The following is a 26,931-nucleotide window of genomic DNA, read 5'->3' as shown; positions in this document are numbered from 1 at the left end:
ATCCATGGCTTCCACAGTCCCCATGCGAAGATGACCGAACTAATCGACGGTGTTGCGCTAGCCACCTGAGACCGCCGGCGGGCGATGTGTGCGGGACGCTCTTGTCGACGGCCCTCGCGCGGCGGGCGGGCGTGGCCCGGGGGCTCAGTCCCGGGTGCGCGCCGGGATGAGCATGCCCAGCACCCAGTTGACCAGACCGATCACGATCGCCCCGAAGAACGCCGCCCAGAACCCGCTCACCACGTACTCGGCGCCGAACGGCTGGAACGCGGTGGTGACCCACCCGGTGAGAATGAGCATCAGCGCGTTGACCACCAGCAGGAACAGCCCCAGCGTGAGGATGGTCAGCGGCAGCGACAGCAGCTGCACGATCGGCTTGACCACCGCGTTGATCAGCGTGAACACCACGGCCACGATGAGCAGCGCGGCGACGGTCTGCCAGCTCACCTCGTTGGTCATTCCGCCGGCGTCGGGGGCGTAGGTCCCCGCGGTCTCGTGCAGGGTGATCCCCGGCACGATCAGCGTCGCCACCCACAGCGCGACGGCGTTGACGATCAGTCCCAGTACCAGCGCCATGAAAGAAGTCAGCTCCCCACGTAGGAATCGGCCACGTCGAGCGCGCGGTCGAAGATGTCGAGCCCCTTCCGGGCTTCGTCGGCCGTGATGATGCAGGGCGGCACGATGTGGAAACGGTTGTAGTTCATGAACAGCAGCAGTCCGTCCTTCTTGGCGGCCCCGAAGGTCTTGGCCATGGCCTCGCTCGTTCCACCGTAGGGCGCGAGGGGCTCGCGTGTCTCGCGGTCGGCCACCATCTCCACGGCCCAGAAGACGCCGAGTCCGCGGACCTCACCGATCGACGGGTGCTTCTGGGCCAGCTCGCGCAGGCGCGGGCCGATCACGTCCTCGCCGATCGTCCGGGCGTTCTCGACGATCTTCTCGTCCCGCATGAGGTTGATCGTCGCCACCACGGAGGCACAGGCCAGGGGATGCCCGGCGTAGGTCAGACCGCCGGTGTACGGGGTCTTCTCGAAGGAGGCGGCGATCCGGTCGTGCAGGATCACCCCGCCCAGCGGCACGTAGCCGGAGTTGGAGCCCTTGGCAAAGGTGATGAGGTCGGGCGCCCAGTCGTCGTCGCCGGAGCGGAAGTTGTCCAGGGCCAGCCAGGCGCCGGTGCGGCCGAAGCCTGACATGACCTCGTCGCAGATCATGACGATCCCGTACTTGTCGCAGATCTCGCGCACGCCGCGGAGGTAATCCGCCGGCGGCACCATGATCCCCACGGTGCCCGGCACCGACTCGATGATCAGGGCGGCGAAGTGGTCCGGTCCCTCGAGCCCGATGAGCGAGTCCAGGTGCTCGAGCGCGCGGTCGCACTCCTGCTTGGTGTTCTCGGCGTAGAACTGCGAGCGGTACAGGTAGGGCGCGTGGAAGTGGACGGCGCCGGTGTTGCCCAGGTCGTTGGCCCAGCGGCGGGTGTCGCCGGTGAGGTTCATCGAGGTGGTGGTGGCGCCGTGGTAGCTGCGGAACGCCGAGAGGGTCTTGTGCCGGCCGGTGTGGCGGCGCGCCATGCGGATCGCGTGCTCAACCGCCTCGGAGCCGGCGTTGGTGAAGAACACCCGGTTCATCCCGGCCGGCGCGACCTCGGCGACCAGCCGGGCCGCCTCGGCGCGGGCGGCGTTGGCGTGCGCCGGGTTGATGGTGCACAGCTCGGCGGCCTGGTCCTGGATGGCCTTGACCACCACGGGGTGCTGGTGCCCGATGTTGGTGTTGACCAGCTGCGAGGTGAAGTCGAGCAGGCGGTTGTCGTCGCCGTCGGTCAGGTAGCACCCCTCCGCGGCGGTGATCACCATCGGATCGGAAGCGCCCCAGGCGGACCACGGGGCCAGGACGTGGGCCCGCTCCTTCTCGTAGACCTCGCGGGCGGCGGCGTTCTGGGGTGCGGGCACGGGGCGGTTCTCCTGTGGTCGACGTCGATGGGCCGCCGACCATTCTCCCATGCATGCCTCTTCCTCTCCCGGCCGCTCGGTGGGATGCTCATGACTCTGTGATGTGTCGCACAGGCCCGGCGGAGGGAGCGCATCATGTCCAGCCCGTCAGAACCCACACCGGCGTCGGGATCCACGGCGCCACCCGGACCGACGCCGGAGTCCGGCATCCCGGTGGTGGTCACCGGCCCGGAACGCACCACCGGCCAGCCCCCGCTCAAGCGGGTGATGGGTCCCGGGCTGCTCCTGCTCTTCATAGTCGGGGACATCCTCGGCACCGGCATCTACGCGCTGACCGGCAAGGTCGCCGGGCAGGTCGGCGGTGCGGTGTGGCTGCCGTTCCTGGTGGCGTTCGCCGTGGCCATGCTCACGGCGGCCAGCTACCTCGAGCTCGTCACCAAGTATCCGCGAGCCGGTGGCGCGGCCGTTTACACCCACCGCGCCTTCCGGGTGCACTTCCTGACCTTCCTCGTCGCGTTCACCGTCATGGCCTCCGGGCTCACCTCAGCGTCGTCCGCGTCCATCGCCTTCGCGAGCAACCTCAACCAGGCGGTCAACCTGGATCTCGCGTCCGGGACCTGGCCGCTGATCGGCATCGCGCTGTGCTTCATCACCGCCGTCGCCGTGATCAATCTCCGCGGCGTCTCCGAATCCGTCCGCCTCAACGTGGTCCTCACCTGCGTCGAGTTGTCCGGTCTGCTCATCATCATCGCGATCGGCGCGTGGGCCATCAGCCAGGGGCAGGGCGACTTCTCCCGGGCCGGCCAGCTCGATGTCAAGGAGGGCGAGAGCCCCTTCCGGGCCGTCACCGCCGCCACCGCGCTGGCCTTCTTCGCCCTGGTGGGCTTCGAGGACTCGGTGAACATGGCCGAGGAGACCAAGAACCCCGTGAAGATCTTCCCCAAGATCATGCTGACCGGGCTCGTCATCACCGGCGTCGTCTACGTCCTCGTGGCGATCGCCTCGGTGACGCTGGTGAGCCCCGAGGACCTGGGCGAGGGCGAGACCCCGCTGCTCAAGGTGGTCGCCGCCGGCGCGCCCGCGTTCCCGGTGTGGATCTTCGCGTTCATCACCATGTTCGCCGTGGCCAACTCGGCCCTGATCAACATGCTCATGGCGTCGCGACTGCTCTACGGCATGGCGCACGAGCAGGTGTTGCCGCCGGTGCTCGGACGGGTGCTCCCCGGTCGCCGCACCCCGTGGGTGGCGATCGTGTTCACGTCCCTGATCGCGTTCGGGCTCATCGCCTTTGCCGACCTCGCCACGCTGGGCGGGACCACCTCGCTGCTGCTGCTGGCGGTCTTCACGGTGACCAACATCGCCGTCCTCGTCCTGCGGAAGGACCCCGCCGAGCACCGCCACTTCCGCGCGCCCACCGTGATCCCGATCCTCGGGGCCCTGTGCTGCGCGTTCCTGGTCTCTCCGCTGTCCGGGCGGGCGACGAGCGACTATCGCGTCGCCGCCGTGCTGCTGGTCGTGGGCGTGGCGCTGTGGGCTCTGCACTGGGGGGTCAACCGGATCCTCTTCCACCGCGGGAACCGCCCCGAGAACATCGACTGGCTCTCCGGCCATCCCGACGACCTGCCCCGTCAGCGTGAGGGGCGGCCGTACCCCTGACAGCGCAGCGCAGCCGGGATGCTCGCGGCTAGAACAGCGCTTCCTGCGCGCTGTCCACCGCCTGCGCCCCGGCGACGGGCCGTCCGGGCGCCACGCATGTCAGCAGTTCCTCGAACCGGGCGAACGGCACCAGTTCGAGCCCCTTCCTCCGGGCGAATGCCGCCCTCCCCCGGACCGCACCCGGGGCGTCGCACACCGCGAGGGAGGTCCGGGAGGAGATGCGGTTGGCCAGGTAGAGACCCTTGTCGACGACGAGGCCGGCGACCTCTTCCGGATCCCGGTCCACGTCCTGCGTGAAGACCACCTCCATCCCCTGCACCAGCCCGCCGGAGCGCCGCAACTTCCCGGCCGGCCGCCAGAGCCGGGGCGCGGCCAGCGCCTCCGCCCACACGCGCGAGACCAGGAAGCCCGTCTCCGGGTCCGGCAGCATCCCGTCGAGCTCGCGCACGGTGGGCTGCACGTCCTTGGCCGCGGCCACCTCGAGCATCCCGGCAAAGATCCCGGCCAGCACCAGGGCGTCGTCGTGGGCGTCGTGCGCGGCACGCTGCTCCACACCGAAGTGCGCGGCGAGCGTGGCCAGCTTGAGGTCCGCGGTGGACAGGTGCAGTCTCCCCGCGAAATCGAGGGTGCACAGGAACCGCTCCAGCGGCGGCGCGGTCCCGGCCCGCCGGGCCTCGGACGCCAGGAACGAGGCGTCGAACGTGGCGTTGTGCGCCACCACGGTCCTGCCGTCGAGCACCCGGTCCAACTCCGCCGCCACATCCGCGAAGCGGGGCTTGCCGGCGAGGAGCGCCGGGGTGAGCCCGTGCACGTGGACGGGTCCCGGGTCGACCCCCGGGTTCAGCAGGGTCGCGAACTCCTCGACCACCTCGCCGTCGTCGTCGATCACCACGGCCGCCACCGACAACACCCGGTCGACCGACGGCTTCATGCCCGAGGTCTCGACGTCCACCACCACCCAGCCACCCATGACGCCCATCGTGGCAGACCACCCCGACAAGTCCGGGTGGGCACCCGGGTGGGGCGTTCACCAACCCGCTGTCCTGCGGCAACCCCCGGGGGCTAGTGTCAACGCCGTTCCGTCCGCACACCGGCCTGCCAGGTCGCCGAGATCAGGAGGGCACGGATCAGGTGAGAACAGTGCCGCGGCACCGGTCGGATGCGCCCGCCAGGCACCTACGGGAGGACCCGGCCCCGGCCCGGCGCCCCACCCTCCGCCGGCTCCTCGTGGCGCTGGTCGCGATCGGTGCGGTGTGCCTCGCGGCGCTCCTCGGCCTGGTCGTCTTCGCGCCCGGGACCGATCTGACCCGCAGCGACGCCGACACCGGTCAGGGCGCCGCCGCCTCCCCGGACCCCCTCCCGGACGCCGCGCCGGACGGGCGGGTCGAGGACCCCGACCGTGTGGTGCAGCCCGTTCCGCCGGGCTGGGGCGAGGTCGGCCCACTGCTGGAGGGCGCGGTCACCGCCGCCGCCGAGGGCGGGCACGCGCTGGCGACGTGCGTCGTGGCGATCGACGCCCCCGACGAGCCCGTGGTGTGCGCGGGGGACGACCAGCCCCGCTACGCCGCCTCGGTGATCAAGCTGGCCTACGCCGTGGCCGCCCTCGAGGCCTGGAACGCCGACCTCGACGCCGAGACCCCCTACGGCCGGCTCGGGGATCTGCTGGAAGCAGCCATCACCGTCTCGGACAACGAGGCCGCCAACACGCTCTACGACCTCTCCGTCGAGGGCCCCGCGGCACCCGACACCACCAACCCGCTCGAGGCCATCAACGCCGTCACCGACCGGGTGGGGCTGGCCGCCGAGTTCCACACCGGCGGGGCCTTCCGCTACGAGTGGACCGGCGACATGAGCACGGTGACCGCCGGCGGCAGCGCCCGATACCTCGCCGAACTCGTCCGCGCCGCCGACGGTCGCGCGCCCCGCGAGCAGGCGTTGACCTCGCCCGAGGTGGCGCGGCTCGTGCTGGGTGCGATGACGCGCCAGCAGCGGCTGTGGAAGCTGCCCGCCGAGCTACTCGAGGGTTCCACCGCCAACAAGACCGGCGAGACGGACTCCGAGTCCCATGACATCGCCGTGATCAACACCGCCTCGGGGCGGTACGCGGTCGCCGTCGTGGGCACCGCGCTGAGCGAGGTCGACACGCCGGACGACGTCATCGCCGGGCTGGGGCGCGACGTGGTCGGGGCCCTCGGCGGTGCGGCGCGGTTCTGAGCCCGCGATGCTGCCTAGACTCGTCGCATGAGTTCCCGCGCCGACACCGCTCTGACCCCCCGAGGCCGCGCGGCGGTGGCCGTCTCCCGCCTGGCCACCTGGGCCTCCCGGGTGTCCGGCCGCGGGTCGGGCGGGATGATCGGCGGCCTGGTGGCCCTCAAGCTCGACCCGGACCTGATGCGTCAGCTCGCCGCCGGGCGGCGGACGGTGCTGGTCACCGGAACCAACGGCAAGTCGACGACGACGAGGATGGTCGCCTCCGCGCTGTCGACAGTGGCCCCGGTCGCCTCGAACACCGGCGGCGACAACATGGACGCCGGGATCGTCTCCGCGCTGAGCGCCGACCGGGCGGCCCCGCTCGCGGCGATCGAGGTGGATGAGCTGCACACCCCGGCGGTCGCGGTGAACACGGTGCCCGAGGCGATCGTGCTGCTCAACCTGAGCCGCGACCAGTTGGACCGGGTGGGCGAGATCAACTCCATCGAGCGACGGCTGCGGGCCGGGGTGGCCGCGCAGCCGCAGGCCACGGTGGTGGCCAACTGCGACGACGTGATGATCACCTCCGTCGCCTACGACAACCCCTCGGTCGTGTGGGTCGCGGCCGGCGCCGCCTGGGCGGGCGACTCGGTGAGCTGCCCCCGCACCGGCGAGCCGATCAGCCGGAGTGTCGACGACACCGGCGCCGTGCACTGGCGGGCGGTCGGGACACTGCCCGACGGCCGCGAGTTCGCCCGCCCCCGGCCCGACTGGTGGATCACCGACGACGCGATCTTCGGACCGGACGGGTTCACCGCCCCCATGCACCTGGCCATCCCCGGGCGGGCCAACCGGGGCAACGCCGCGCAGGCCGTCGCGGCCGCCGTGGCGATGGGCGCCGACCCGGCGGCCGCGGTCCGCGCCGTCGAGACCGTCGACGACGTGGCGGGCCGCTACTCGACCGTCGACGTGGACGGCCGCAACGCCCATCTACTGCTGGCCAAGAACCCGGCCGGCTGGCAGGAGGCGCTCGGGATGATCGACACCTCCGCCGAGGGGCTGGTGATCGCCGTGAACGGCCAGGTCGCCGACGGCGTGGACCTGTCCTGGCTGTGGGACGTGCGATTCGAGAGCTTCGAGGGCGTGTCCGTGTACGCCGCCGGCGAGCGCGCCGCCGACCTGTCCGTGCGCCTGACCTACGCGGGCGTCGAGCACCAGCTCGAGCCCGACCCGTTGACGGCGATCCAGCGCTGCCCGACCGGTCGGGTCGAGGTGCTGGCCAACTACACCGCGTTCCGCGACCTCGGGCGGGCTATCGCGGCCCGCGGCGCCGCCGGGGCCGGGGCCGGGGCCGCCGGGGCCGCCGGGGCCGGGGCCGGGGCCACCGGGGGCACCACCGACACTTCCGGCACCTCTAAGGAGCAGCGATGACCGACCGCGACGCCGGGGCCTCGGCCTCTCCGCTGAACACCGTCTCCCCCGATTCGCCGCGGCCCACCGAGTCGACCGTGCGTATCGGCCTGATCCTGCCCGACATCATGGGCACCTACGGCGACGACGGCAACTCCCTGGTGCTGCGCCAGCGCCTGAAGTGGCGGGGCTACGACGCCGAGATCGTCCGCATCACCCTCGACGACGCCGTCCCCGACTCCTGCGACGTCTACACGGTGGGCGGCGGCGAGGACGCGGCCCAGAAGCTCGCGTCCCGCCATCTGTCCGGCTCGCCGGGTCTCCAGCGCGCGGTCGCCCGCGGGGTGCCGGTCCTGGCGATCTGCGCCGGGATGCAGGTCTTCGGCGAGTGGTTCATGGTCTCCGACGGCTCCCGCGCCCCCGGGCTCGGGCTGCTCGACGTGACCACCTCCCCGCAGGCCACCCGGTCTATCGGTGAGCTGGTCGTGGCACCCGAGCTGGCGGGTCTGACCCAGCCGCTGACCGGTTTCGAGAACCACATGGGCGCCACCGTGCTGGGCCCCGATGCCGCTCCCCTCGGGCGCGTGACCTCGGGCGTCGGCAACGGCGTCCCGGCCGGGGAGCCCGCGCGGGCCGGCGACGGCGCGGTTCACGACAAGCGGGTCGAGAACACGCGGGTCGAGGGAGTGGTGCAGGGGTCGATCATCGCGACCTACATGCACGGGCCCGTGCTGGCGCGGAATCCCGAGCTGGCCGACCTGGTGCTGTGCCGGGCTCTCGGCGTGGACTCGCTCCCCCCGGTCGAGGTGCCGGCAGTGGGGAGACTGCGCCGCGAGCGCCTGGCCGCCGCCCGCCGCTGACCCCTACCGCCCCGCCGACAAATTAATTTGTCAAGGGCCTGCGGGTCGCGGACAACCCGACCCTCGGGGGTGCCCCGGCCCGGCGGATGCCCATACCGGTGGTGGGGGAACCCCGCTGACTTAACCTCAGACGCATGTGCGAACACCACGGCGTCTCCACCCTCGCCGACTCCGTCACCCCTCCCGCAGCCGCTGCCGAGGCCGCGCAGGTCCGCGCGCTGTGGGAACCGCTGGGACTGCCCGGGATCATCGACGTGCACACGCACTTCATGCCCACGCGTGTGATGGACAAGGTGTGGGACTACTTCGACGCCGCCGGCCCCAAGATCGGCCGCCCGTGGCCCATCACCTACCGGGAGGCCGAGGACGAGCGAGTCGAGCGATTGCGCTCCTACGGGGTGCTGGCGTTCTCGTCGATGCTGTACCCGCACAAAGCGGACATGGGCGCCTGGCTCAACTCGTGGTCGGCGGACTTTGCCGCGCGGCATCCCGACTGCCTGCACACCGCGACGTTCTATCCCGAGCCGACCGCGGGCGACTACGTCCGCGACGCGATCGAGTCCGGCGCGCAGGTGTTCAAGTCGCACATCCAGGTGGGCGAGTACGACCCGGGCGATCCGCTGCTGGACCCGGTGTGGGGACTGCTGGCGGAGGCTCAGATCCCCACGGTGATCCACTGCGGTGGCGGCCCCGTGGCGGGGACCTTCACCGGGCCGGAGCCTGTTGCCGCCGTGCTCGAGCGGTTCCCGGACCTTCAGCTGATCATCGCCCACATGGGCATGGGCGAGTACTCGGAGTTCCTGGACCTGGCCGAGAGGTACGACGGCGTCTACCTGGACACGACCATGGCGTTCACCGACTTCGTGGAGGAGACCATGCCGTTTCCGCCGTCAGAGCGAGGGCGGTTGGCCGACCTGGGTCACAAGGTCCTACTGGGGACCGACTTCCCCAACATCCCCTACCCGTTCGCCCACCAGCTCGACGCCCTGGCCGGGCTCTGGATGGGCGACGACTGGCTACGGGCGGTCTGGCACGGAAACGCCGCCCGGTTGTTCGACCTCTGACCGCTCAACCTCTGACCTCAGGGCAGTCGGCCGGTCGGCCATGGGCCGCTCAGCCACGGGTGCGTCGGGTATCCGCGGCTCAGGCGCCGGCGGCTCAGCGTCGGTCGCCCCGGTCGCCTCCGGCGCGACGGGCGGGGCAGGGGTCTCGATCTGTTGCGGCCGCAGCACTCCGCCCGACCGCGCGGGTTGCGAGGGGCCTCCGGAGAGGATGCGGCGGCCTGACAGCGCGCTACCCAGCGTGAGTTCGTCAGCGAACTCCAGGTCCGCCCCCATCGGCAGGCCCGAGGCCAGACGGCTCACCACGAGGTCGGGGAACGGCCGCAGCAACCGCGCGAGATAGGTGGAGGTCGCCTCGCCGGTCGTGTTGGGATCGGTCGCGATGATGATCTCGGCGATCTCCTCGCCCTCGAACTCCTCCCCCACCCGACGCATCAGGTTGGCGATCCGCAGCTCGTTGGGCCCGATCCCGTTGATGGGGTCGAGCGCTCCGCCGAGCACGTGGTAGAGCCCACGGAACTCGCGGGTGCGCTCGATCGCCTCGATGTCCTTGGGGTCCTCGACCACGCAGATGAGGGTGGGGTCGCGCCGCGGGTCGGAGCAGATGCGGCAGCGCTCGTTGGCCGCCACCGTGCCGCAGACCTCGCAGTAGGTGACGCCGTCGATCACGGCCTGCAGCGCCGAGCGCAGTCGCTCCACCGATTGCGGCTCGGCCTGCAGTAGGTGGAAGGCCAGCCGCTGCGCCGACTTCGGACCGATGCCCGGCAGCTTGCCGAACTCGTCGATCAGGTTCTGGACCGGTCCCTCGTACATCGCCGTCCCTGTGCTCTCCTCTTCCCGGTGACGAATGCGTCACCGGGTGGCGGGATCCGGAGTCCTCCGGGTCCCGCCGGGCTCACATGCCCAGGCCACCCATGATGTCGCCGAGGCCGCCACCCGAGGCCAGCGGGCCGAGCTGCGACTCGGCGAGCTCCTGCACCTTGGTGTGGGCGTCGCCGAACGCGCCGACGAGGAGGTCCTGCAGGGTGTCGACATCCTCCGGGTCCACCACCTTCGGATCGACGGTGACCCCGACGACCTCGCCGGTGCCGCGCATCGAGATGGTGACGAGGCCACCACCGGCCTGACCCTCGACAGTGCTCGCGGCGATCTCCTGCTGCGCCTGGGCGAGCTGCTCCTGCATCTGCTGTGCCTGCTGGAGTAGGGCGTTCATGTCGGGTCCGGGCTGCATGGCGGGTCCTTTCGGCTGGGGGCCGGTGTGGCCGGGGTGCGGCCCCGGTCGGTCGGCACCCAGCGTAACCGCAGCATCGGACACCGCGTCCCGCCGCGCGGAGAGCGGGGTGGGTCAGAGCTCGAGCGGGCGGGCCCCGAGGTGCTCCTTGAGCAGCGCCAGCGCGAGGTCCTCGCCGGTCCGGTGGTCGAGGTTCTGCGGACCACTCCGGGCCTCGTCCACCATGTCCGCCTCGCTGACCGGCGGTTCCGGCTCGGGTTCCTCCGGTGGCGGCGGGATGTCGTCGTAACCACCGGGATCAACCGCCCCGCCCGAGCGACCGTCGCCCTGCCCCTGCCCCACATCAGCCCCGCGGAGGCGGCGCTGCCAACCCTGCGGCTCCGCTGACGGAGGGGCCGCCGGAGCACCGGCCGGACCCGGGGCAGCCCCCCGCGCCGGGGCGGGCTCAGGCGCGTCGGCCGCAGCCGCGGGCACGCCGCCCGACGTGCAGCGGATGGTCCAGTTCCCGCCCACGACCTCCGTGACCGAGTCCGTGATGGCCGTGGCGTTGTGCGGTTGGGAGAGCCGCTTGGCCAGCGGCGCGTAGTCGTGCACCAGGTGGATGACCCGACCGTCCACCCCGGCGACCGTCGCACCGGCGAGCATGACCTCGACGGTGCGGGTCCGCTTGCGGACGGCGTCACGGATCGCGGGCCACGCGCGTCGGATGTCCTCGGCCTCGATGCCGGAGGTCGCGGCCGGCTCGGTCCGCTCCGGGGCGGCGGGGTGCTTGGCCGGAGTCGGAGCGGCGGCGGGGGCGGCGGGGGCGGCGGGCGCCGCGGCGGGCTCGGCAGGCGATCCGCGCCACGGGTCCTCGTCGGGCGCGGGCCCGGGACCGGGCCCGGGTGCGGGTGCGGATTCGCGGGGAGCCTCGACGACGTCGGCCGCCGGAGCGGCAGGGGAAGCCTCCCCTGGTGCGGGACGGTCGCCTGCGGGCGGTTGGTCCGTCTGCTGAGTTGCAGGCGCGGCAGGCTGAGGCGGCTGATTCTCCGCGAGTTGCTGCGCGATCGACTCGGCGGGCACCGCGGGTCCAGCGGCCGCGGCCCGGACGGGTTCCGTCGGCGGTACGAGGTGTGTCGGCTCGGAAGCCACCGCCGCCGACGCGGGCCGCGCACCCAGGTCAGACTGCACTGCCGGGTCGGCAGGCGCGGTCTGCGTTGCCGGATCGGCAGGCGCGGGCTGCGTTGCCGGATCGGGCTGCGCTGCCGGATCAGGCTGCGCTGCCGGATCGGGCTGCGCTGCCGGGTCGGGCTGCGCCACCGGGTCGAGGTGGACCGCCGCCGGTGCCGGGGCCTGCGGCTCCGGCTGGGTGGCCGCCTCGGCCTCCTGCCGCTGGGACCGGCGTACGAACTTCGGAGCCCTCTCCTGCTGGGTCGATACCTGCGCGGGGTGGGACTGCGCTGTGTGGGACTGCGCTGTGGGGGCGCCGCCCGGGTCGGAGCCCACCTCGTCGTCGTCCCCTGGCGCGGCCGCGCCCGCAGCGCTGACACCCCCCGGCCTCACGCCCTGCGCCGCACCGGCCGGGGCGGCATCCCGCGGCGCGGCGGCCGGACGTGCGGTGCCGGACTCCAGCGACTCGACGCGCTGGAGCAGCGCGATCATGGAGTCGTCGGCCGAGGGCAGCAGCAATTTGGCGCAGAGGATCTCCAGCAGCAGCCGCGGCGAGGTGGCCCCGCGCATCGAGCCCATGCCCTCGTGCACCATGTCCGCGCAGCGCGCGAGGGTGGCGGGACCGACGGTCTCGGCCTGGCGCCGCATGGTCTCCGCCTGCTCGACCGGGGCGTCGACCAACCCGCGCTCGATGGCCTGGGGCACCGACTGCACCATGATCAGGTCCCGCAGCCGCTGCAGCAGGTCCGCCGCGAACCGCCGCGGGTCGTGCCCGGCCTCGACCACCTTGTCGACCGTCCGGAACAGCGTGGCACCGTCCCCGGCGGCGAGGGCGTCCACCGTGTCGTCGATCAACGCGACCTCGGTGGCACCCAGCAGGCTCACCGCGCGCGGGTAGGTGATGCCCTCGTCACCGGCGCCGGCCATGAGCTGGTCCAGCACGCTGAGCGTGTCGCGCGGCGACCCCCCGCCGGCGCGGATGACCAGCGGGAACACCGTGGGCTCGACCTTCACGCCCTCCTGCTCGCTGATCCGCTCGACCAGGCCCCGCATCGACGACGGCGTGAGCAGGCGGAACGGGTAGTGGTGGGTGCGCGAACGGATGGTGGGCAGCACCTTCTCCGGCTCGGTGGTGGCGAAGATGAAGATGAGGTGCTCGGGCGGCTCCTCCACGATCTTGAGCAGCGCGTTGAAGCCCGCGTTGGTGACCATGTGGGCCTCATCGATGATGAGCACCCGGTACCGCGACGACGCCGGCGCGAAGAACGCCCGCTCGCGCAGCTCGCGGGTGTCGTCCACACCACCGTGGCTGGCCGCGTCGAGCTCGGTGACATCCAGCGTGCCCGTGCCGCCGGGCGCCAACGCCACGCAGGAGTCGCATTCCCCGCACGGGGTGGCCGTGGGCCCCTCCACACAGTTGAGCGACCGGGCGAGGATCCGGGCGGACGAGGTCTTGCCGCAACCGCGCGGGCCCGAGAAGAGATAGGCGTGGTTGATCCGACCGGAGGTCAACGCCACCGAGAGCGGTTCGGTGACGTGCTCCTGGCCCACGACCTCGGCGAAGGAGGCGGGGCGGTACTTCCGATAGAGGGCCACGCATAGAGGGTACCCAGGGGGTACGACGACGAGGTCCGCCCTACGCGTCCGGCGACCGGAAGTCCTGAAATGACGGGAGGGGCCGCGTCTCCGCGGCCCCTCCCGACGTCCTTCGCGCTACAAACAGGCCCCCTCAGACCCTCGCTGCGCGGTGGTTCCGAACCGACATCCGACACCGGCCCCTCGCGGCCCCTCAGCCGCAATCCGGTGTCCGATCCCTTGTGGCCCGGACTGTTCAGATACAACCAGACCACCCCCGCCCTGACAAGGCCGTTCTTTGTTGTCTTCTGCTCAACAAGCTTGGGGAATTACATCCATGCACGTCAGGGGCTCACCACTGCGCGAGCTGGACGGCCCACCAGTTGAGAAAGTGGTGCAGATCACCATGCCCATGAGTGCAGGTGAGGGCTCCGCCGGGAACGTCGCGCAATCCGACCACGTAAAGGCCTTCTAAAAACGGGGCACATCAACGAGTACGGATTCTTGTTACACGGCCCTGAGCGCTGCACGACTGGCCGCCAGTAACGCACACAGTCCCACCACGTCCATGGCCGTCTCGACCTCGGCGAGCGGCGGCAGCGTGGGGGCCAATCGGATGTGCCGGTCGTCGGGGTCCTGCCCGTACGGGTACGCCGAGCCGGCCGGGGTCAGAGCCACCCCGACTTCGCCAGCCAAGCGGACGGTCTCCGTGGCGGTGCCGTCGGGCACCTCGAGGTCGATGAAGTAGCCACCCTCGGGATGCGTCCAGCGGGCCACCACGCCGTGCTCACCGAGCCGGCGGCGCAGTGCGGCGTCGGCGGCCTCGAACTTCGGCGCGACGCTCCGGCGGTGCTCCTGCATGTGCGCCCGCAGACCGTCGGCGTCGCCGAAGAACCGCAGGTGCGCGAGCTGGTTGACCTTGTTGGGACCGATGGACCGGACTCCCGTGTGGCCGAGGTACCAGTCGAGGTTCTCCCGCGAGGCCGAGAGGAACGAGACGCCCGCGCCGGCGAAGGTGATCTTGGAGGTCGAGCACACCTGGAGGAAGCGGTTCGGGTGCCCGGCCTCGGCGGCGAGGGTGTCGACGGCGGGCACCTTGGGGAAGTCCTCGGTGAGCGTGTGCACCACGTAGGCGTTGTCCCAGATGATCCGGAAGTCCGGAGCGGCCGCGGCCATCCGCGCCAGGCGGGACACCGTGTGGTCGTCGTACGTCGCGCCGGTGGGGTTGGAGAAGATCGGGACGCACCACATGCCCTTGATCGAGGGATCCCCCGCGACCAGCCGCTCGACCTCGTCCATGTCCGGGCCGGTCGGGCCCAGAGCCACCGGGATCATCTCGATGCCGAGCGCCTCGGTGATCCCGAAGTGCCTGTCGTAACCGGGGACCGGGCACAGCCACCGCAGTCTCGGCTCGTCCTTCCACGGACGCTGGGAGTCGGGGGTCCCGAACAGCATCGCGAAGGTCAGCAGGTCGTACATGATCGACAGGCTCGCGTTGTCCTGGGCGATCACGTGGTCGGTGTCCACGCCCAGCAGCTCGGCGATGATCGCCCGCAGTTCGGGAAGGCCGGCGCCGCCGCCGTAGTTGCGCACGTCCGTCTTCCCGGCCAGATGATCGCCCTCCCCCGGCAGGGACAGCAGCCGCTCCGAGAGGTCCAACTGCTCGGGCGAGGGCTTGCCGCGGGTCAGGTCCAGGGACAGGCCCCGATCGCGGACGGCGTCGTACTGGGCGGCCAGCTCCGACTCGAATCGGCCGAGGTCGTCGGCGGTGAGATCGGTCAGCGCCATGGTGGCCTCCGGAGGTGTCGACTACTTCGGTGGTGTTGGTGCCCAGACGTAAAGGGACCCCGCGCACCCGCCAGAGCCCGCTGACCCTTGCTGCCTTCCGGCCCTGGGGGAGTTCACAGGATGGACGCCGCGCGGGGTCCGCAGTCGAGTCTAGCCATGCCGGACCCGTCGCCGCACGCCGCCCGCGTTCTGGGCCCCGAAGCCCGCTCCGGCACCCGGGGCCCGACTGCGGTTTGCCACTGGTTGTCCGCGCTGGGTAGTCTCGTCGACGGAGGATTCGCCTAGTGGCCTATGGCGCTCGCCTGGAACGCGGGTTGGGGTTTATAGCCCCTCAGGGGTTCAAATCCCCTATCCTCCGCCGCAGACGCGGCCCGGTGCTCTCGAGCCCGGGCCGCGTCTCACATTTCCGGGGTCCATCCGCACCCCCTCCCGGCTCGGTAGCATCACGACGGTGACCCAGATCACCAGCCCGGCCGTCGAGCTCCGGGTCCTCGTCTACAGCCACGACGCCGCCACCCGCAGCCGCGTCATCTCCGCACTGGGCCCGCGTCCGCACCCTGACCTCCCGGAAGTGCACTACACCGAGGTCGCCACGGCGGCGGTCGTGACCCGTCACATGGACGCCGGAGGAATCGGCCTGGCGATCCTCGACGGTGAGGCGGCCCCCACCGGAGGGCTCGGCCTGGCCAAGCAACTGAGGGACGAGCTGGACCCCTGCCCGCCGATCCTCGTGCTGATCGGGCGCGCCGACGACCGGTGGCTCGCGGACTGGTCCCGAGCGGACGCCGCGGTCACCCACCCGATCGACCCGCTGCGGCTCCGCGAGGCCGTGACAGCACTCCTCAGCGCGGACCGCTAGGGCCGACGGGAGGGGCGGATCGCCTACTCCCTGAAGTGCCAACACATGTCAGAGGGTGTGAGTAGAGTCACAGTCGCGGGACGGACATGGTCCGCCCGTCAGGGATTCGGACCGGCCGCGAACCCACCACAACCGGTCGCCGGAAACCATGCGGTTGCAGGAGAAACGCGCCCACAGGTGCCTTCTCACGGGACGCGCGGGGAGTGACGTGACATGAACGAATATGTGCCGATCCTGGTCCTCGGGGCCATCGCCGTCGCCTTCGCGGTCTTCTCCTCGTTCGTGTCCTCCTACGCCGGCCCGAGCCGGTTCAACAGAGCGAAACTCGAGGCGTACGAGTGCGGCATCCAGCCCACCCCGCAGCCCGTCGGGGGCGGACGGTTCCCGGTGAAGTTCTACCTCACCGCGATGCTGTTCATCATCTTCGGAATCGAGATCCTCTTCCTCTACCCGTGGGCCGTCCACTTCGACCACCTCGGTGTGTTCGGGCTGGCCGCGATGGCCCTGTTCGTCTTCAACGTCTCCGTCGCCTACGCCTACGAGTGGCGTCGGGGCGGACTGAGCTGGGACTGACCGGAACCGAGAGGGGCGACAGCCATGGGACTGGAAGAGAAGCTGCCGAGCGGGTTCTTGTTGACCACGGTCGAACAACTCGCCGGGTACATGCGCAAGGGGTCGCTCTGGCCCGCCACCTTCGGCCTGGCGTGCTGCGCCATCGAGATGATGGCGACGAGCGGCGGCCGTTACGACCTGGCCCGGTTCGGGACCGAGGTGTTCCGGGCCTCCCCCAGGCAGGCCGACCTCATGATCGTCGCCGGCCGGGTGAGCCAGAAGATGGCCCCGGTCCTGCGCCAGGTGTACGACCAGATGGCCGAGCCCAAGTGGGTGCTGGCGATGGGCGTGTGCGCGTCCTCGGGCGGGATGTTCAACAACTACGCGATCGTCCAGGGCGTCGACCACATCGTGCCCGTGGACATCTACCTGCCCGGATGCCCTCCGCGGCCCGAGATGCTCCTGCACGCGATCCTCACCCTCCACGACAAGATCCAGCAGATGCCCCTCGGCGCCAACCGCGCCGAGGCCGTCCGCGCCGCCGAGCAGGCGGCGCTCGACCAGCGCCCGCTCATCCCGGTCGAGGGGATGTTCCGATGACGGACCGCCCCTCGTCCTCCGACCGCGATTCCTCCGACCGCCCCGACGCCCCCGCACGCCGCGACTCCACCGGCCGGCCGGTCACCGCCGATGCCCACGTCGCCGCAGGTCCCGACAGCCCTGATTCGAGCACTGTCGGGGTCCGCCACGGGATGTTCGGCGTGCGCGGCTCCGGGGACACCACCGGGTTCGGCGGGATGGTCCGCCCCACCGACATGCCGGGGGGTACCCCGCCGCCCGACGGAGGCGACGACGACGAGGTGGTCCGGTCGCTCAACGCAGCGCTGGCCGCCCGGGGTGGGCCGACCTTCGACGAGGCGGTGGAGAAGGTCGTGCACCACTTCGGTCAACTGACGCTGCACGTCCGGCGCGAGCACCTGCCGGCGGTCGCCTCGGCGCTGCGGGACGACCCCGCACTGCGGTTCGAGATGTCGCTCGGCGCGAGCGGCGTCCACTACCCCGACGCCGGGGGTCACGAACTCCACGTTGTGTACCCGCTCCAGTCCATCACCCACAACCGCCGGGTGTTGCTGGAGACCTCCGCCCCAGAATCCGACCCGCACGTCCCGTCCCTGACCCGGGTGTATCCGACCACCGACTGGCACGAGCGCGAGACCTACGACTTCTTCGGCGTCCACTTCGACGGTCACCCCTCGCTCACCCGGATCCAGATGCCGGACGACTGGGAGGGCCACCCGCAGCGCAAGGACTACCCGCTCGGCGGGATCCCCGTGCAGTACAAGGGCGCCACCATCCCGCCCCCGGATCAGCGGAGGGCGTACTCGTGACCGCCGACCACACCGTCCTCACCGCCTCGGGGCAGGACTGGGATGCGATCAGTGAGGCCGCGCGTAACGCCGACGACGACCGCATCGTCGTCAACATGGGCCCCCAGCACCCGTCCACCCACGGGGTGCTCCGGCTCATCCTCGAGATCGAGGGAGAGACCGTCACGCGGGCGAGCTGCGGAATCGGCTACCTCCACACCGGGATCGAGAAGAACCTCGAGTACCGCTACTGGACCCAGGGCGTCACGTTCGTCACCCGGATGGACTACCTCGCGCCGTTCTTCAACGAGGTCGCCTTCTGCCTCGGGGTGGAGCGGCTGCTGGGGATCACCGACCAGATCCCGGAGCGCGCGACGGTCATCCGCGTGATGCTCATGGAGCTCAACCGGATCTCCTCGCACATGGTCGCGCTGGCCACCGGGGCCCTGGAGCTCGGTGCCAGCACCCCGATGCTGTTCGGCTTCCGGGAGCGCGAGCTGGTCCTGGACGTCTTCGAGGTCATCACCGGGCTGCGGATGAACCACGCCTACGTCCGGCCCGGCGGCGTGGTCCAGGACCTGCCCGACGACGCGGTGCCCCTGGTCCGTGAGCTGCTCCAGGTGATGCCCGGGCGCATCCGCGAGATGGAGTTGTTGCTGCGCGAGAACCCCATCTGGAAGATGCGGCTCGAGGGCGTCGGCTACCTGGACCTCACCGGCTGCATGGCCCTCGGGGTGACCGGCCCGGTGCTGCGGGCCACCGGGCTGCCCCACGACGTCCGTCGGTCCGATCCCTACTGCGGTTACCAGGACTACGAGTTCGACGTGGTGACCGGTACGGGCGGCGACTGCTACGACCGGTTCGTCGTCCGCGTGGACGAGATGAAGGAGTCGCTCAAGATCATCGAGCAGTGCCTGGACCGGCTCGAACCCGGTCCCGTGATGGTCGACGACCCCAAGATCGCCTGGCCGGCCCAGCTCAAGGTGGGCCCCGACGGCCTGGGCAACTCCGCCGAGCACGTCCGCCACATCATGGACGACTCGATGGAGGCCTTGATACATCACTTCAAGCTGGTCACCGAGGGTTTTCCGGTGCCCCCGGGGCAGGTCTACGTGCCGATCGAGTCCCCTCGCGGCGAGCTCGGCGTCCACATGGTCTCGGACGGCGGCACCCGCCCGTACCGGGTCCACTACCGCGACCCGTCGTTCACCAACCTGCAGGCCGTGGCCGCGATGTGCGAGGGCGGCATGCTCGCCGACGTCATCGCGGCGGTCGCGAGCATCGACCCGGTGATGGGAGGCGTGGACCGATGAGCAGCACAGAGCCGATCATGAGCGGGCGGGTGTTCCTGGAATTCGGGCAGAAGCCCGACGAGCCGGGCGTGATCGCCCGCCCCGGGGCACAGCGGCGGTACCCGGACGAGGTCCGGGATCAACTGGCCGCCGACGCCCGGGAGATCGTCGCCCGCTACCCGCAGGCGCGGTCGGCGTTGCTGCCGCTGCTGCACCTGGTGCAGGCCCAGGACGGGTACCTCACCCCGGCGGGCATCGTGTTCTGCGCGGAGGTCCTGGACCTGACCGCGGCCGAGGTGATGGCGGTGGCGACCTTCTATTCGATGTACCGCCGCACGCCGACGGGCGACTATCTGGTGGGGGTCTGCACCAACACGCTGTGCGCGGTGATGGGCGGCGACGAGATCTTCGCCTCCCTCGCCGCGCATCTGGAGCTCGGCGGTTCCGGAACCACTGACGACGGCCTCGTGACCCTCGAGCACATCGAGTGCAACGCGGCCTGCGACTACGCCCCGGTGATGATGGTCAACTGGGAGTTCTTCGACGACCAGACCCCGGCCTCGGCGCGGCAGGTGGTCGACGACCTGCGGGCCGGTCGCCCGGTGACCCCCACACGCGGCGCCCCGATGTGCACCTTCCGCGAGACCGCGCGGATCCTCGCCGGCTTCCCCGACACCCGCCCCGGGGCCAATGACGGCGCCCCGGGCGAGCCCACCCTGACCGGCCTCCGCACTGCGCGCGACCGCGGAATGCAGGCCCCCGCCGAGCCCGGCTCGCCGACACCCAGCCCGTCAGCGCCCGCCCGTCCGGACGAGGAGGCCTGACATGCCGCTCGCCCCGTACTTCAGCCGCTACTGGGACGCCCCGGAGAGCTGGACCCTCCAGACCTATCTGGCCGACGACGGCTACGTGGGTCTGCAGAACGCCCTGGCCACCGAGCCGGACACGGTGATCTCCACCGTGCTCGACGCGGGCCTGCGCGGCCGCGGCGGGGCGGGCTTCCCCACCGGCCGCAAGTGGAGCTTCATCCCGCAGAAGCCCGAGCCCGACGGGACGATGAAACCCCACTACCTCGTGGTCAACGCCGACGAGTCCGAGCCCGGCACCTGCAAGGACATGCCGCTCATGCTCGCCACGCCGCACGTGCTGATCGAGGGCATCGTGATCGCGGCCTACGCCATCCGGGCCTCGCACGCGTTCATCTACCTGCGCGGCGAGGTGGTCCCGGTGCTGCGCCGGTTGCAGGCCGCGGTCGCCGAGGCGTACGAGGCCGGGTATCTGGGCCGGGACATCCTCGGGAGCGGGTTCAACCTGGACGTCGTCGTCCATGCCGGCGCCGGCGCCTACATCTGCGGCGAGGAGACCGCACTCCTGGACTCCCTCGAGGGCCGACGCGGCCAACCACGGCTCCGGCCGCCGTTCCCCGCCGTCGCCGGCCTCTACGCCTGTCCCACGGTGGTCAACAACGTCGAGTCCATCGCCACCGTACCGTCGATCCTGCTGAACGGACCCGAGTGGTTCCGGTCGATGGGCTCGGAGAAGTCCCCCGGGTTCACGCTGTACTCGCTGTCCGGCCACGTCACCCGCCCCGGCCAGTACGAGGCACCGCTCGGCATCACGTTGCGCGAACTGCTTGAGTACGCGGGCGGGATCCGGGAGGGCCACACCCTCAAGTTCTGGACCCCCGGAGGGTCGTCGACCCCGATCCTCACCGACGCCCAGTTGGACATGCCGCTGGACTACGAGGGGGTCGCGGCGGAGGGCAGCATGCTCGGGACCAAGGCGTTGCAGATCTTCGACGACACGACGTGCGTGGTGCGGGCCGTGCTGCGCTGGTCGGAGTTCTACGCCCACGAGTCCTGCGGCAAGTGCACCCCGTGCCGTGAGGGCACCTTCTGGCTGGTCCAGATCATGCGGCGGCTCGAGGACGGCACCGCCACCGAGAATGACCTGGACCGGCTGCTCGACATCTCGGACAACATCGTCGGTAAGTCGTTCTGCGCGCTCGGCGACGCGGCCGGCACACCGATCATCTCCTCGATCGCGCTGTTCCGCGACGAGTACCTGGCCCACATCCCGGACGGTTGCCCCTTCGACCACAGCCGTTCCACCATCTTCGCCCGGACCGAGGAGGTGGCCCGATGACCACTGGAAACCCCACCCCTGACCGCGCGGGTGGCCACGCGAACCACACCGCGGACAGCGCCGCGGCCGGCCCCACGGCTGACCCCACGGCCAACAAGGTCACCCCTCGTGCCGACGACACCGCTGCCGATCTGAAGCCCGAAGAGGCCGGCCAGCCCGACGAAGCCGATGACCTCGTCACCCTCACCGTCGACGGCCGGCAGGTCTCCGTGCCCGCCGGCACGTTGGTGATCCGCGCCGCCGAACGCCTCGGCGTGCAGATCCCCCGCTTCTGCGATCACCCGCTGCTCGCGCCGGCCGGTGCGTGCCGTCAGTGCATCGTCGAGGTCGAGGGTGCGCCCAAGCCCGTGACGTCCTGCACCACCCCGGTCACCCAGGACATGGTGGTCCGGACCCAGTTCACCTCCGCGATCGCGGACAAGGCGCAGAGCGGGGTGATGGAACTGCTGCTGATCAACCACCCGCTGGACTGCCCCGTCTGCGACAAGGGTGGCGAGTGCCCGCTGCAGAACCAGGCGCTGATGAGCGGGCACGGGCGCTCCCGGTTCACCGAGGTCAAGCGCACCTTCCCCAAGCCCATCGCGATCTCGTCACAGGTCCTGCTCGACCGCGAGCGCTGCGTGATGTGCGCCCGGTGCACCCGCTTCTCGGACCAGATCGCCGGCGACCGGTTCATCGACCTCATGGAGCGCGGCTCCCAGCAGCAGGTGGGCGTCTACGGCGACGAGCCGTTCGAGTCGTACTTCTCCGGCAACACCGTCCAGATCTGCCCGGTGGGGGCGCTGACGGGCGCCGCATACCGGTTCCGTGCCCGCCCGTTCGACCTGATCTCGAGCCCCGCCGTCTGCGAGCACTGCGCCAGCGGCTGCGGACAGCGCACCGACCACCGCCGCGGGAAGGTGCTGCGCCGGTTGGCGGGCGACGACCCGGCGGTCAACGAGGAGTGGAACTGCGACAAGGGTCGCTGGGCGTTCACCTACGCCACGCAGCGCGACCGCCTGACCACCCCGATGGTCCGCGGCCCAGGCGGTGGTCTGGTCCCGGTCCCGTGGCCCGACGCGATGGCCGCCGCCGCGGCGGGCCTGGCCGCCGCCCGCGGTCGCACCGGGGTCCTCGCCGGCGGACGCCTGACCAGCGAGGACGCCTACGCCTACGCCAAATTCGCCCGCGTGGTCCTGGGCACCAACGACGTGGACTTCCGGGCGCGCCACCACTCCCCCGAGGAGGCCGCCTTCCTCGCCGAGCGCGTGGTGGGCCGCCGCCCGGGCGGCGCCGGTGCGGTCACGTACGCCGATCTCGAGGCCGCGCCGGTGGTGCTGCTCGTGGGCTTCGACCCCGAGGAGGAGTCGCCGATCGTCTTCCTGAGGCTGCGGAGGGCGGCGCGGGACCTGAGGCTCCGGGTCTTCTCCGTGGCCCCGTTCGCCTCGCCCGCCGTGCGCAAGACCTCCGCCACGCTCCTGCCCACGGTGCCCGGCGCCGAACCCGAGGTCCTGGCCGCGCTGGCCCACGGATCCGAGGGGCATGGCGCTCCGGATCGCGCCGCTGCCGGCCCCGCCGCCAACCTCGGCGTTGACCCCGCTGCCGACCCTGCCGTTGACCCTGCCGTTGACCCTGCCGCCGAGCTCCCCGCACTGCTCCGCCAGCCCGGCGCCGTGATCCTGGTCGGCGAGCGACTGGGCGCGATCCCCGGAGGATTGCCGGCGGCCGCCGCACTCGCCGATGCCACCGGTGCGCGCGTGGCGTGGATCCCCCGCCGCGCGGGCGAGCGCGGCGCCCTCGAATCGGGATGCCTGCCCGGCCTGCTGCCCGGCGGCCGACCCGTCACCGACGACGCCGCCCGCCGCGCGCTCGCCGAACTCTGGGGCGCCGACCTCTCACCGGCGCAGTCCCTGCCCACCGCCCCCGGCCGGTCCACCGACGAACAACTGCGCGCCGTCGCGTCGGGTGAGCTGACCGCGCTGCTGGTGGGCGGGGTCGAGGCCGCCGACCTCCCCGACCCGCAGGCCGCTCTGGACGCGATCGACGCCGCCGGGTTCGTGGTGAGCATCGACCTCCGCCGCAGCGAGATCACCGATCGCGCCGACGTGGTCCTGCCGATCGCCCCCGTCGCCGAGAAGGCCGGCACCTTCCTCACCTGGGAGGGCCGCGAGCGACCCTTCGCCGCCGCCCTGACCAGGACGGATACCCTGCCCGACCACCGTGTCCTGAACGCCCTCGCCGAGGAGATGGGCACCGGGATCGGCCTCACCGACGTCGAATCCGTCCGCCGCGAAATGGCAGCCGTGCGCGAGGCTTTGGCTTCGCAGCCGCACGCCGGACCGCAGCCGCACGCCGGACCGCAGCCGCACGCCGAGATGGCGTCTCGCGTGCGCTTCGGCGGGGGCGAGACGCCATCTCGGGGAGCGGACGCAGGGTTCGCGGGCGGGCTCCCGGATCCCGCCGCCGGGCAGGCCGTCCTGGCCACCTGGCGGATGTTGCTCGACGCCGGGCGCATGCAGGACGGTGAGCCGCACCTGGCCGGAACGGCCCGCTCCCCCGTGGCCCGGCTGTCCCAGGCCACCGCCCGTGAGGTCGGCGTGCGTGACGGTGAGCCGCTGACCGTCTCGACCGACCGCGGGGCGATCACCCTGCCCTGCGCGGTCACCGCGATGCCGGACCGCGTGGTGTGGCTGCCGCAGAACTCGCCCGGGTCGGCCGTCAATGCCACGCTCGCCGTCGCCGCGGGCGACCTCGTCCGGATAGCTGCCGGTGGCGCCCCGCAGAACGCACCCGAGGAGGTGACCCCGTGACGATTCTCGCTTCCGCTTCCGCTGCCACCGCCGCTGCCACCGCCGCTGCCGGCCCGTCGGGCTCGTCCGGTTACGGCACCGACCTGTCGGCATTCGGAATCGACCCGTGGTGGCTGGTGCTCGTCAAGGCGGTCGCCGTCTTTGTATTCCTCGTGGTGACGGTGCTGGCGGCGATCTACCTCGAGCGCAAGGTCATCGCCTGGATGCAGATGCGCATCGGCCCCAACCGCGTGGGACCGCTGGGCATGCTGCAGAGCCTGGCCGACGGCGTCAAGATCGCCCTCAAGGAGGGGCTGATCCCCGCGGGGGTCGACAAACCCGTATTCCTGCTCGCCCCGGTCATCGCGGTGATCCCCGCGTTCATGGCGTTCGCGGTGATCCCCTTCGGGCCCGTGGTCTCGATCTTCGGGCACTCCACGCCGCTGCAGCTCACCGACCTGAACGTGGGCGTGCTCTACATCCTCGCCGTCACCTCGGTGGGCGTGTACGGGATCGTGTTGGCCGGCTGGTCCTCCGGCTCCACGTACCCGCTGCTCGGCGGGCTGCGCTCCACTGCGCAGGTGATCAGTTACGAGATCGCGATGGCGCTGTCCTTCGTCGGGGTGTTCCTGTTCGCCGGCACCATGTCGACCTCGGGGATCGTCGCCGCGCAGACCGACGTGTGGTTTGTCTTCCTGCTGGCGCCCTCGTTCCTCATCTACGTCATCTCCATGGTCGGCGAGACCAACCGCGCCCCCTTTGACCTGCCCGAAGCCGAGGGCGAGCTGGTGGGCGGGTTCCACACCGAGTACTCGTCGCTGCGCTTCGCCATGTTCATGCTGGCCGAGTACGTCAACATGACCACCGTCTCGGCCCTGGCGGCCACCCTGTTCCTCGGCGGCTGGCAGGCCCCGCTGCCGTTCTCCTTGATCAGCGGCGCGGACTCGGGCTGGTGGGCGCTGCTGTGGTTCGTGATCAAGGTGTGGGGATTCATGTTCCTGTTCATCTGGCTCCGCGGCACCCTGCCGCGGCTGCGCTACGACCAGTTCATGGGCTTCGGTTGGAAGGTGCTCATCCCGGTCTCCCTGGCGTGGGTGATGGCGGTGGCCACGATCCGGGTGGTCGCCGGTCCCGATCACGACCGCCTGACGACCGCCCTGGTCATCGCGGGTCTGCTGGCCGCCGCCCTCATCGTCGTCGTCTATCGCTCCCGCGCCGACCGTCACCCCGCCGCCACGTCCGCTCCCCCGGCCGCCACCTTCGATGTGGCGCAATTCAACCCGGTCGCCGGCGGCTTCCCCGTCCCGCCGCTCCCCCACCAGCGCACGTCCCCGCAGCGCACGTCCCCGCAGGGCGTGTCCGCGCCGCGCACGACACCCGAGGAGGCCCGAGATGGCTAGAGTGCCGAGGTTCCTCCTACCGCTCGCGGGGTTCGGGGTGACGTTCGCGACCATGTTCCGCAAGAAGCACACCGAGCAGTACCCGGAGGAGAAGGTCCCCACTGCCGCCCGGTATCACGGCCGCCACCAGCTCAACCGCTACGCGGACGGCCTGGAGAAATGCATCGGGTGCGAGCTGTGCGCCTGGGCGTGCCCGGCCGACGCGATCTACGTCGAGGGCGCCGACAACACCGCGGAAGAGCGATTCTCCCCCGGCGAGCGCTACGGGAGCGTCTACCAGATCAACTACCTGCGCTGCATCGGCTGCGGCCTCTGCGTGGAGGCCTGCCCGACCCGCGCGCTGACCATGACAAACGAGTACGAGATGGCCGGCGACGACCGGGCCGACATGATCTACGAGAAGCACGATCTGCTCGGGCCGATGCTCGACGGGATGGTCCCCGCCCCGCACGACATGGTCCCGGGCACCACGCACGCCGACTACTACCGCGGCGAGATCACCGGGGCCGCACAGAGCGGAGTCGACCGGACGGCCGCCCCCTCGTCGAACCAGCGCGCGCCCCAGCACGGGGAGGAGTCCTGATGGCCGGAGGGTCGGTGTCCACCGGGGAGTCGGTCCTGTTCTGGGTGCTGGCCGTGGTCGTCGTCGTCGGGGCGCTCGGCGTCGTCTCGGCCAAGAAGGCGGTCTACTCCGCGCTGTGCCTGGCCGCGACGATGATCGCGCTGGCCGTGCTGTACATCGCGCAGGGTGCGGTGTTCCTGGGCGTCGGCCAGATCGTGGTCTACACCGGCGCGGTGATGATGCTGTTCCTGTTCGTGGTGATGCTCATCGGCGTGGAGTCCTCGGAGTCCCTGGTCGAGCGGATCCGCGGGCATCGCGTGGCGGCGCTCGTCGCCGGGATCGGGTTCGGGGTGCTGCTCGCGACCGGCCTGGCCCGCGCGGAGCTGCCCCCGTTCACCGGCTTCGGCCCCGGGCACTCCGACGTACCCGCCCTGGCCGAGCTGCTGTTCTCCCGGCACGTGTGGGCGTTCGAGTTGACCGGGGTGCTGCTGATCATCGCCACCCTCGGCGCCATGGTGCTGGCCCACCGCGAGCGGTTCACCGGGCGCCGCACGCAGCGCGAGCTGTCCGAGCAACGGTTCCTGGACTGGCAACGCGACGCCGGCGCCCGCGTGACGCCGCTGCCCAGCTCCGGCGTCTACGCGCGCCGCAACTCCGCGGACATCCCCGCCCGGCTACCCGACGGATCCGACTCGGTCGAATCGGTGAGTGAGATCCTCCGCCGCCGGGCCGGCGAGGTTCCCGGGCGTGGCGAGGTTCCCGATCGCGACGAGGTCCGCGGGCGTCGCGGGCTGGGCTCCGACGACGGGGGGCGGCCGTGAACCCCGAGAACTACCTCTACCTCTCGGCCATCCTGTTCACCATCGGCGCGGCCGGGTTCCTGCTGCGGCGCAACGCGATCGTGGTGTTCATGTGCATCGAACTGATGCTCAACGCCACCAACCTGGCCCTGGTGACGTTCGCGCGGATGCACGGTGACGTGGGCGGGCACGTGTTCGCGTTCTTCGTCATGGTCGTGGCCGCGGCCGAGGTCGTGATCGGTCTCGCCATCATCATGGCCATCTACCGTTCCCGCCGATCGGCCTCGATCGACGACGCCAGTCTGCTCAGGTACTAGGGG

23 protein-coding genes, 1 tRNA gene, 1 other RNA gene and 1 pseudogene are annotated in these 26,931 nt (G+C 71.3%); 18 read left to right on the top strand and 8 right to left on the bottom strand.

Features of this window, described 5'->3' with window-relative positions; translation table 11 throughout:
* Nucleotides 1-144: 144 nt before the first annotated feature.
* The gene (locus tag R4P08_RS13160) at nucleotides 145-576 is read right to left on the bottom strand and encodes a phage holin family protein (protein ID WP_317814333.1); all 432 of its coding nucleotides are present in this window, start codon (nucleotides 574-576) and stop codon (nucleotides 145-147) included.
* Nucleotides 577-584: 8 nt separating this feature from the next.
* Nucleotides 585-1,946, bottom strand: a complete 1,362-nt coding sequence (locus R4P08_RS13155) for an aspartate aminotransferase family protein (RefSeq protein WP_317814332.1) — start codon at nucleotides 1,944-1,946, stop codon at nucleotides 585-587.
* A gap of 135 nt (nucleotides 1,947-2,081) precedes the next feature.
* Here R4P08_RS13155 and R4P08_RS13150 point away from each other — a divergent pair, with 135 nt between their 5' ends.
* Nucleotides 2,082-3,602 (top strand): APC family permease, encoded by a 1,521-nt coding sequence (locus R4P08_RS13150; RefSeq protein WP_411741203.1) that lies wholly within the window; start codon nucleotides 2,082-2,084, stop codon nucleotides 3,600-3,602.
* 28 nt (nucleotides 3,603-3,630) lie between these two features.
* Here R4P08_RS13150 and R4P08_RS13145 read toward each other — a convergent pair whose 3' ends face one another.
* Nucleotides 3,631-4,581 carry an exonuclease domain-containing protein gene (locus tag R4P08_RS13145; protein ID WP_317814331.1) on the bottom strand — a complete coding sequence of 317 codons (951 nt, stop codon included), beginning with the start codon at nucleotides 4,579-4,581 and terminating at the stop codon, nucleotides 3,631-3,633.
* Between the two features lie 152 nt (nucleotides 4,582-4,733).
* Between R4P08_RS13145 and R4P08_RS13140 the strand changes: the two genes are divergently transcribed.
* The 4 genes from R4P08_RS13140 (at nucleotide 4,734) to R4P08_RS13125 (ending at nucleotide 9,126) form a co-directional block, all read left to right on the top strand.
* The gene (locus R4P08_RS13140; RefSeq protein ID WP_317814330.1) at nucleotides 4,734-5,816 is read left to right on the top strand and encodes a serine hydrolase; all 1,083 of its coding nucleotides are present in this window, start codon (nucleotides 4,734-4,736) and stop codon (nucleotides 5,814-5,816) included.
* A gap of 27 nt (nucleotides 5,817-5,843) precedes the next feature.
* The gene (locus R4P08_RS13135) at nucleotides 5,844-7,223 is read left to right on the top strand and encodes a MurT ligase domain-containing protein (RefSeq protein WP_317814329.1); all 1,380 of its coding nucleotides are present in this window, start codon (nucleotides 5,844-5,846) and stop codon (nucleotides 7,221-7,223) included.
* A complete protein-coding gene (locus tag R4P08_RS13130; protein ID WP_317814328.1) occupies nucleotides 7,220-8,062 on the top strand; it encodes a glutamine amidotransferase in 843 nt (280 codons plus the stop codon). The genes R4P08_RS13135 and R4P08_RS13130 overlap by 4 nt, the downstream gene beginning before the upstream one ends.
* Nucleotides 8,063-8,196: 134 nt before the next feature.
* Nucleotides 8,197-9,126, top strand: coding sequence for an amidohydrolase family protein (locus R4P08_RS13125; RefSeq protein ID WP_317814327.1), 930 nt, complete (start codon nucleotides 8,197-8,199; stop codon nucleotides 9,124-9,126).
* A gap of 204 nt (nucleotides 9,127-9,330) precedes the next feature.
* Here the strand turns inward: R4P08_RS13125 and recR are convergent.
* The 5 genes and pseudogenes from recR to ffs form a co-directional block, all read right to left on the bottom strand.
* A pseudogene (gene recR, locus R4P08_RS13120) lies at nucleotides 9,331-9,936 on the bottom strand (recombination mediator RecR); the annotation flags it as partial.
* An 82-nt stretch (nucleotides 9,937-10,018) separates the two neighbouring features.
* The gene (locus tag R4P08_RS13115; RefSeq protein WP_317814326.1) at nucleotides 10,019-10,354 is read right to left on the bottom strand and encodes a YbaB/EbfC family nucleoid-associated protein; all 336 of its coding nucleotides are present in this window, start codon (nucleotides 10,352-10,354) and stop codon (nucleotides 10,019-10,021) included.
* 114 nt (nucleotides 10,355-10,468) lie between these two features.
* Nucleotides 10,469-13,099 (bottom strand): DNA polymerase III subunit gamma and tau, encoded by a 2,631-nt coding sequence (locus R4P08_RS13110; protein WP_317814325.1) that lies wholly within the window; start codon nucleotides 13,097-13,099, stop codon nucleotides 10,469-10,471.
* Between the two features lie 486 nt (nucleotides 13,100-13,585).
* Nucleotides 13,586-14,866, bottom strand: coding sequence for an aminotransferase class I/II-fold pyridoxal phosphate-dependent enzyme (locus R4P08_RS13105; protein ID WP_317814324.1), 1,281 nt, complete (start codon nucleotides 14,864-14,866; stop codon nucleotides 13,586-13,588).
* Between the two features lie 48 nt (nucleotides 14,867-14,914).
* Nucleotides 14,915-15,009: signal recognition particle sRNA small type (gene ffs / locus R4P08_RS13100), an RNA gene on the bottom strand.
* A 127-nt stretch (nucleotides 15,010-15,136) separates the two neighbouring features.
* Between ffs and R4P08_RS13095 the strand changes: the two genes are divergently transcribed.
* The 13 genes from R4P08_RS13095 (at nucleotide 15,137) to nuoK (ending at nucleotide 26,928) form a co-directional block, all read left to right on the top strand.
* Nucleotides 15,137-15,224, top strand: a tRNA-Ser gene (locus R4P08_RS13095).
* 93 nt (nucleotides 15,225-15,317) lie between these two features.
* The gene (locus R4P08_RS13090) at nucleotides 15,318-15,725 is read left to right on the top strand and encodes a hypothetical protein (RefSeq protein ID WP_317814323.1); all 408 of its coding nucleotides are present in this window, start codon (nucleotides 15,318-15,320) and stop codon (nucleotides 15,723-15,725) included.
* Nucleotides 15,726-15,938: 213 nt separating this feature from the next.
* The gene (locus R4P08_RS13085; protein WP_317814322.1) at nucleotides 15,939-16,298 is read left to right on the top strand and encodes an NADH-quinone oxidoreductase subunit A; all 360 of its coding nucleotides are present in this window, start codon (nucleotides 15,939-15,941) and stop codon (nucleotides 16,296-16,298) included.
* 24 nt (nucleotides 16,299-16,322) lie between these two features.
* Nucleotides 16,323-16,877, top strand: coding sequence for an NADH-quinone oxidoreductase subunit B family protein (locus tag R4P08_RS13080; RefSeq protein WP_317814321.1), 555 nt, complete (start codon nucleotides 16,323-16,325; stop codon nucleotides 16,875-16,877).
* Nucleotides 16,874-17,665 carry an NADH-quinone oxidoreductase subunit C gene (locus tag R4P08_RS13075; protein ID WP_317814320.1) on the top strand — a complete coding sequence of 264 codons (792 nt, stop codon included), beginning with the start codon at nucleotides 16,874-16,876 and terminating at the stop codon, nucleotides 17,663-17,665. The genes R4P08_RS13080 and R4P08_RS13075 overlap by 4 nt, the downstream gene beginning before the upstream one ends.
* The gene (nuoD, locus tag R4P08_RS13070) at nucleotides 17,662-18,957 is read left to right on the top strand and encodes an NADH dehydrogenase (quinone) subunit D (protein ID WP_317814319.1); all 1,296 of its coding nucleotides are present in this window, start codon (nucleotides 17,662-17,664) and stop codon (nucleotides 18,955-18,957) included. The genes R4P08_RS13075 and nuoD overlap by 4 nt, the downstream gene beginning before the upstream one ends.
* Nucleotides 18,954-19,760, top strand: a complete 807-nt coding sequence (gene nuoE / locus R4P08_RS13065) for an NADH-quinone oxidoreductase subunit NuoE (protein ID WP_317814318.1) — start codon at nucleotides 18,954-18,956, stop codon at nucleotides 19,758-19,760. Before nuoD ends, nuoE begins: the two co-directional genes overlap by 4 nt.
* A gap of 1 nt (nucleotide 19,761) precedes the next feature.
* Nucleotides 19,762-21,081 carry an NADH-quinone oxidoreductase subunit NuoF gene (gene nuoF, locus R4P08_RS13060; protein ID WP_317814317.1) on the top strand — a complete coding sequence of 440 codons (1,320 nt, stop codon included), beginning with the start codon at nucleotides 19,762-19,764 and terminating at the stop codon, nucleotides 21,079-21,081.
* Nucleotides 21,078-23,870: an NADH-quinone oxidoreductase subunit G gene (locus R4P08_RS13055; RefSeq protein WP_317814316.1), complete on the top strand. Its 2,793-nt coding sequence runs from the start codon at nucleotides 21,078-21,080 to the stop codon at nucleotides 23,868-23,870. Before nuoF ends, R4P08_RS13055 begins: the two co-directional genes overlap by 4 nt.
* 83 nt (nucleotides 23,871-23,953) lie before the next feature.
* Nucleotides 23,954-25,249, top strand: a complete 1,296-nt coding sequence (gene nuoH / locus R4P08_RS13050) for an NADH-quinone oxidoreductase subunit NuoH (protein ID WP_317814346.1) — start codon at nucleotides 23,954-23,956, stop codon at nucleotides 25,247-25,249.
* A 1-nt stretch (nucleotide 25,250) separates the two neighbouring features.
* Nucleotides 25,251-25,832, top strand: a complete 582-nt coding sequence (gene nuoI, locus R4P08_RS13045) for an NADH-quinone oxidoreductase subunit NuoI (RefSeq protein WP_411741206.1) — start codon at nucleotides 25,251-25,253, stop codon at nucleotides 25,830-25,832.
* Nucleotides 25,832-26,632, top strand: coding sequence for an NADH-quinone oxidoreductase subunit J (locus tag R4P08_RS13040; RefSeq protein WP_317814314.1), 801 nt, complete (start codon nucleotides 25,832-25,834; stop codon nucleotides 26,630-26,632). The genes nuoI and R4P08_RS13040 overlap by 1 nt, the downstream gene beginning before the upstream one ends.
* Nucleotides 26,629-26,928 (top strand): NADH-quinone oxidoreductase subunit NuoK, encoded by a 300-nt coding sequence (gene nuoK / locus R4P08_RS13035; RefSeq protein WP_182627215.1) that lies wholly within the window; start codon nucleotides 26,629-26,631, stop codon nucleotides 26,926-26,928. The genes R4P08_RS13040 and nuoK overlap by 4 nt, the downstream gene beginning before the upstream one ends.
* The last annotated feature ends 3 nt before the right edge of the window (nucleotides 26,929-26,931 follow it).

This window comes from Rhodococcus sp. IEGM 1408, assembly GCF_033142235.1.
Taxonomy (GTDB): Bacteria; Actinomycetota; Actinomycetes; order Mycobacteriales; family Mycobacteriaceae; genus Dietzia.
This window is presented reverse-complemented; position numbering and strand designations above follow the sequence as displayed.

Excerpts from the sequence above, each read along its gene's own strand:
- R4P08_RS13160 (WP_317814333.1), bottom strand. The coding sequence starts at position 576 with ATGGCGCTGGTACTGGGACTGATCGTCAACGCCGTCGCGCTGTGGGTG.
- R4P08_RS13150 (WP_411741203.1), top strand. The coding sequence starts at position 2,082 with ATGTCCAGCCCGTCAGAACCCACACCGGCGTCGGGATCCACGGCGCCA.
- R4P08_RS13145 (WP_317814331.1), bottom strand. The coding sequence starts at position 4,581 with ATGGGCGTCATGGGTGGCTGGGTGGTGGTGGACGTCGAGACCTCGGGC.
- R4P08_RS13135 (WP_317814329.1), top strand. The coding sequence starts at position 5,844 with ATGAGTTCCCGCGCCGACACCGCTCTGACCCCCCGAGGCCGCGCGGCG.
- R4P08_RS13130 (WP_317814328.1), top strand. The coding sequence starts at position 7,220 with ATGACCGACCGCGACGCCGGGGCCTCGGCCTCTCCGCTGAACACCGTC.
- R4P08_RS13125 (WP_317814327.1), top strand. The coding sequence starts at position 8,197 with ATGTGCGAACACCACGGCGTCTCCACCCTCGCCGACTCCGTCACCCCT.
- R4P08_RS13115 (WP_317814326.1), bottom strand. The coding sequence starts at position 10,354 with ATGCAGCCCGGACCCGACATGAACGCCCTACTCCAGCAGGCACAGCAG.
- R4P08_RS13105 (WP_317814324.1), bottom strand. The coding sequence starts at position 14,866 with ATGGCGCTGACCGATCTCACCGCCGACGACCTCGGCCGATTCGAGTCG.
- R4P08_RS13085 (WP_317814322.1), top strand. The coding sequence starts at position 15,939 with ATGAACGAATATGTGCCGATCCTGGTCCTCGGGGCCATCGCCGTCGCC.
- R4P08_RS13080 (WP_317814321.1), top strand. The coding sequence starts at position 16,323 with ATGGGACTGGAAGAGAAGCTGCCGAGCGGGTTCTTGTTGACCACGGTC.
- R4P08_RS13075 (WP_317814320.1), top strand. The coding sequence starts at position 16,874 with ATGACGGACCGCCCCTCGTCCTCCGACCGCGATTCCTCCGACCGCCCC.
- nuoE (WP_317814318.1), top strand. The coding sequence starts at position 18,954 with ATGAGCAGCACAGAGCCGATCATGAGCGGGCGGGTGTTCCTGGAATTC.
- nuoF (WP_317814317.1), top strand. The coding sequence starts at position 19,762 with ATGCCGCTCGCCCCGTACTTCAGCCGCTACTGGGACGCCCCGGAGAGC.
- R4P08_RS13055 (WP_317814316.1), top strand. The coding sequence starts at position 21,078 with ATGACCACTGGAAACCCCACCCCTGACCGCGCGGGTGGCCACGCGAAC.
- R4P08_RS13040 (WP_317814314.1), top strand. The coding sequence starts at position 25,832 with ATGGCCGGAGGGTCGGTGTCCACCGGGGAGTCGGTCCTGTTCTGGGTG.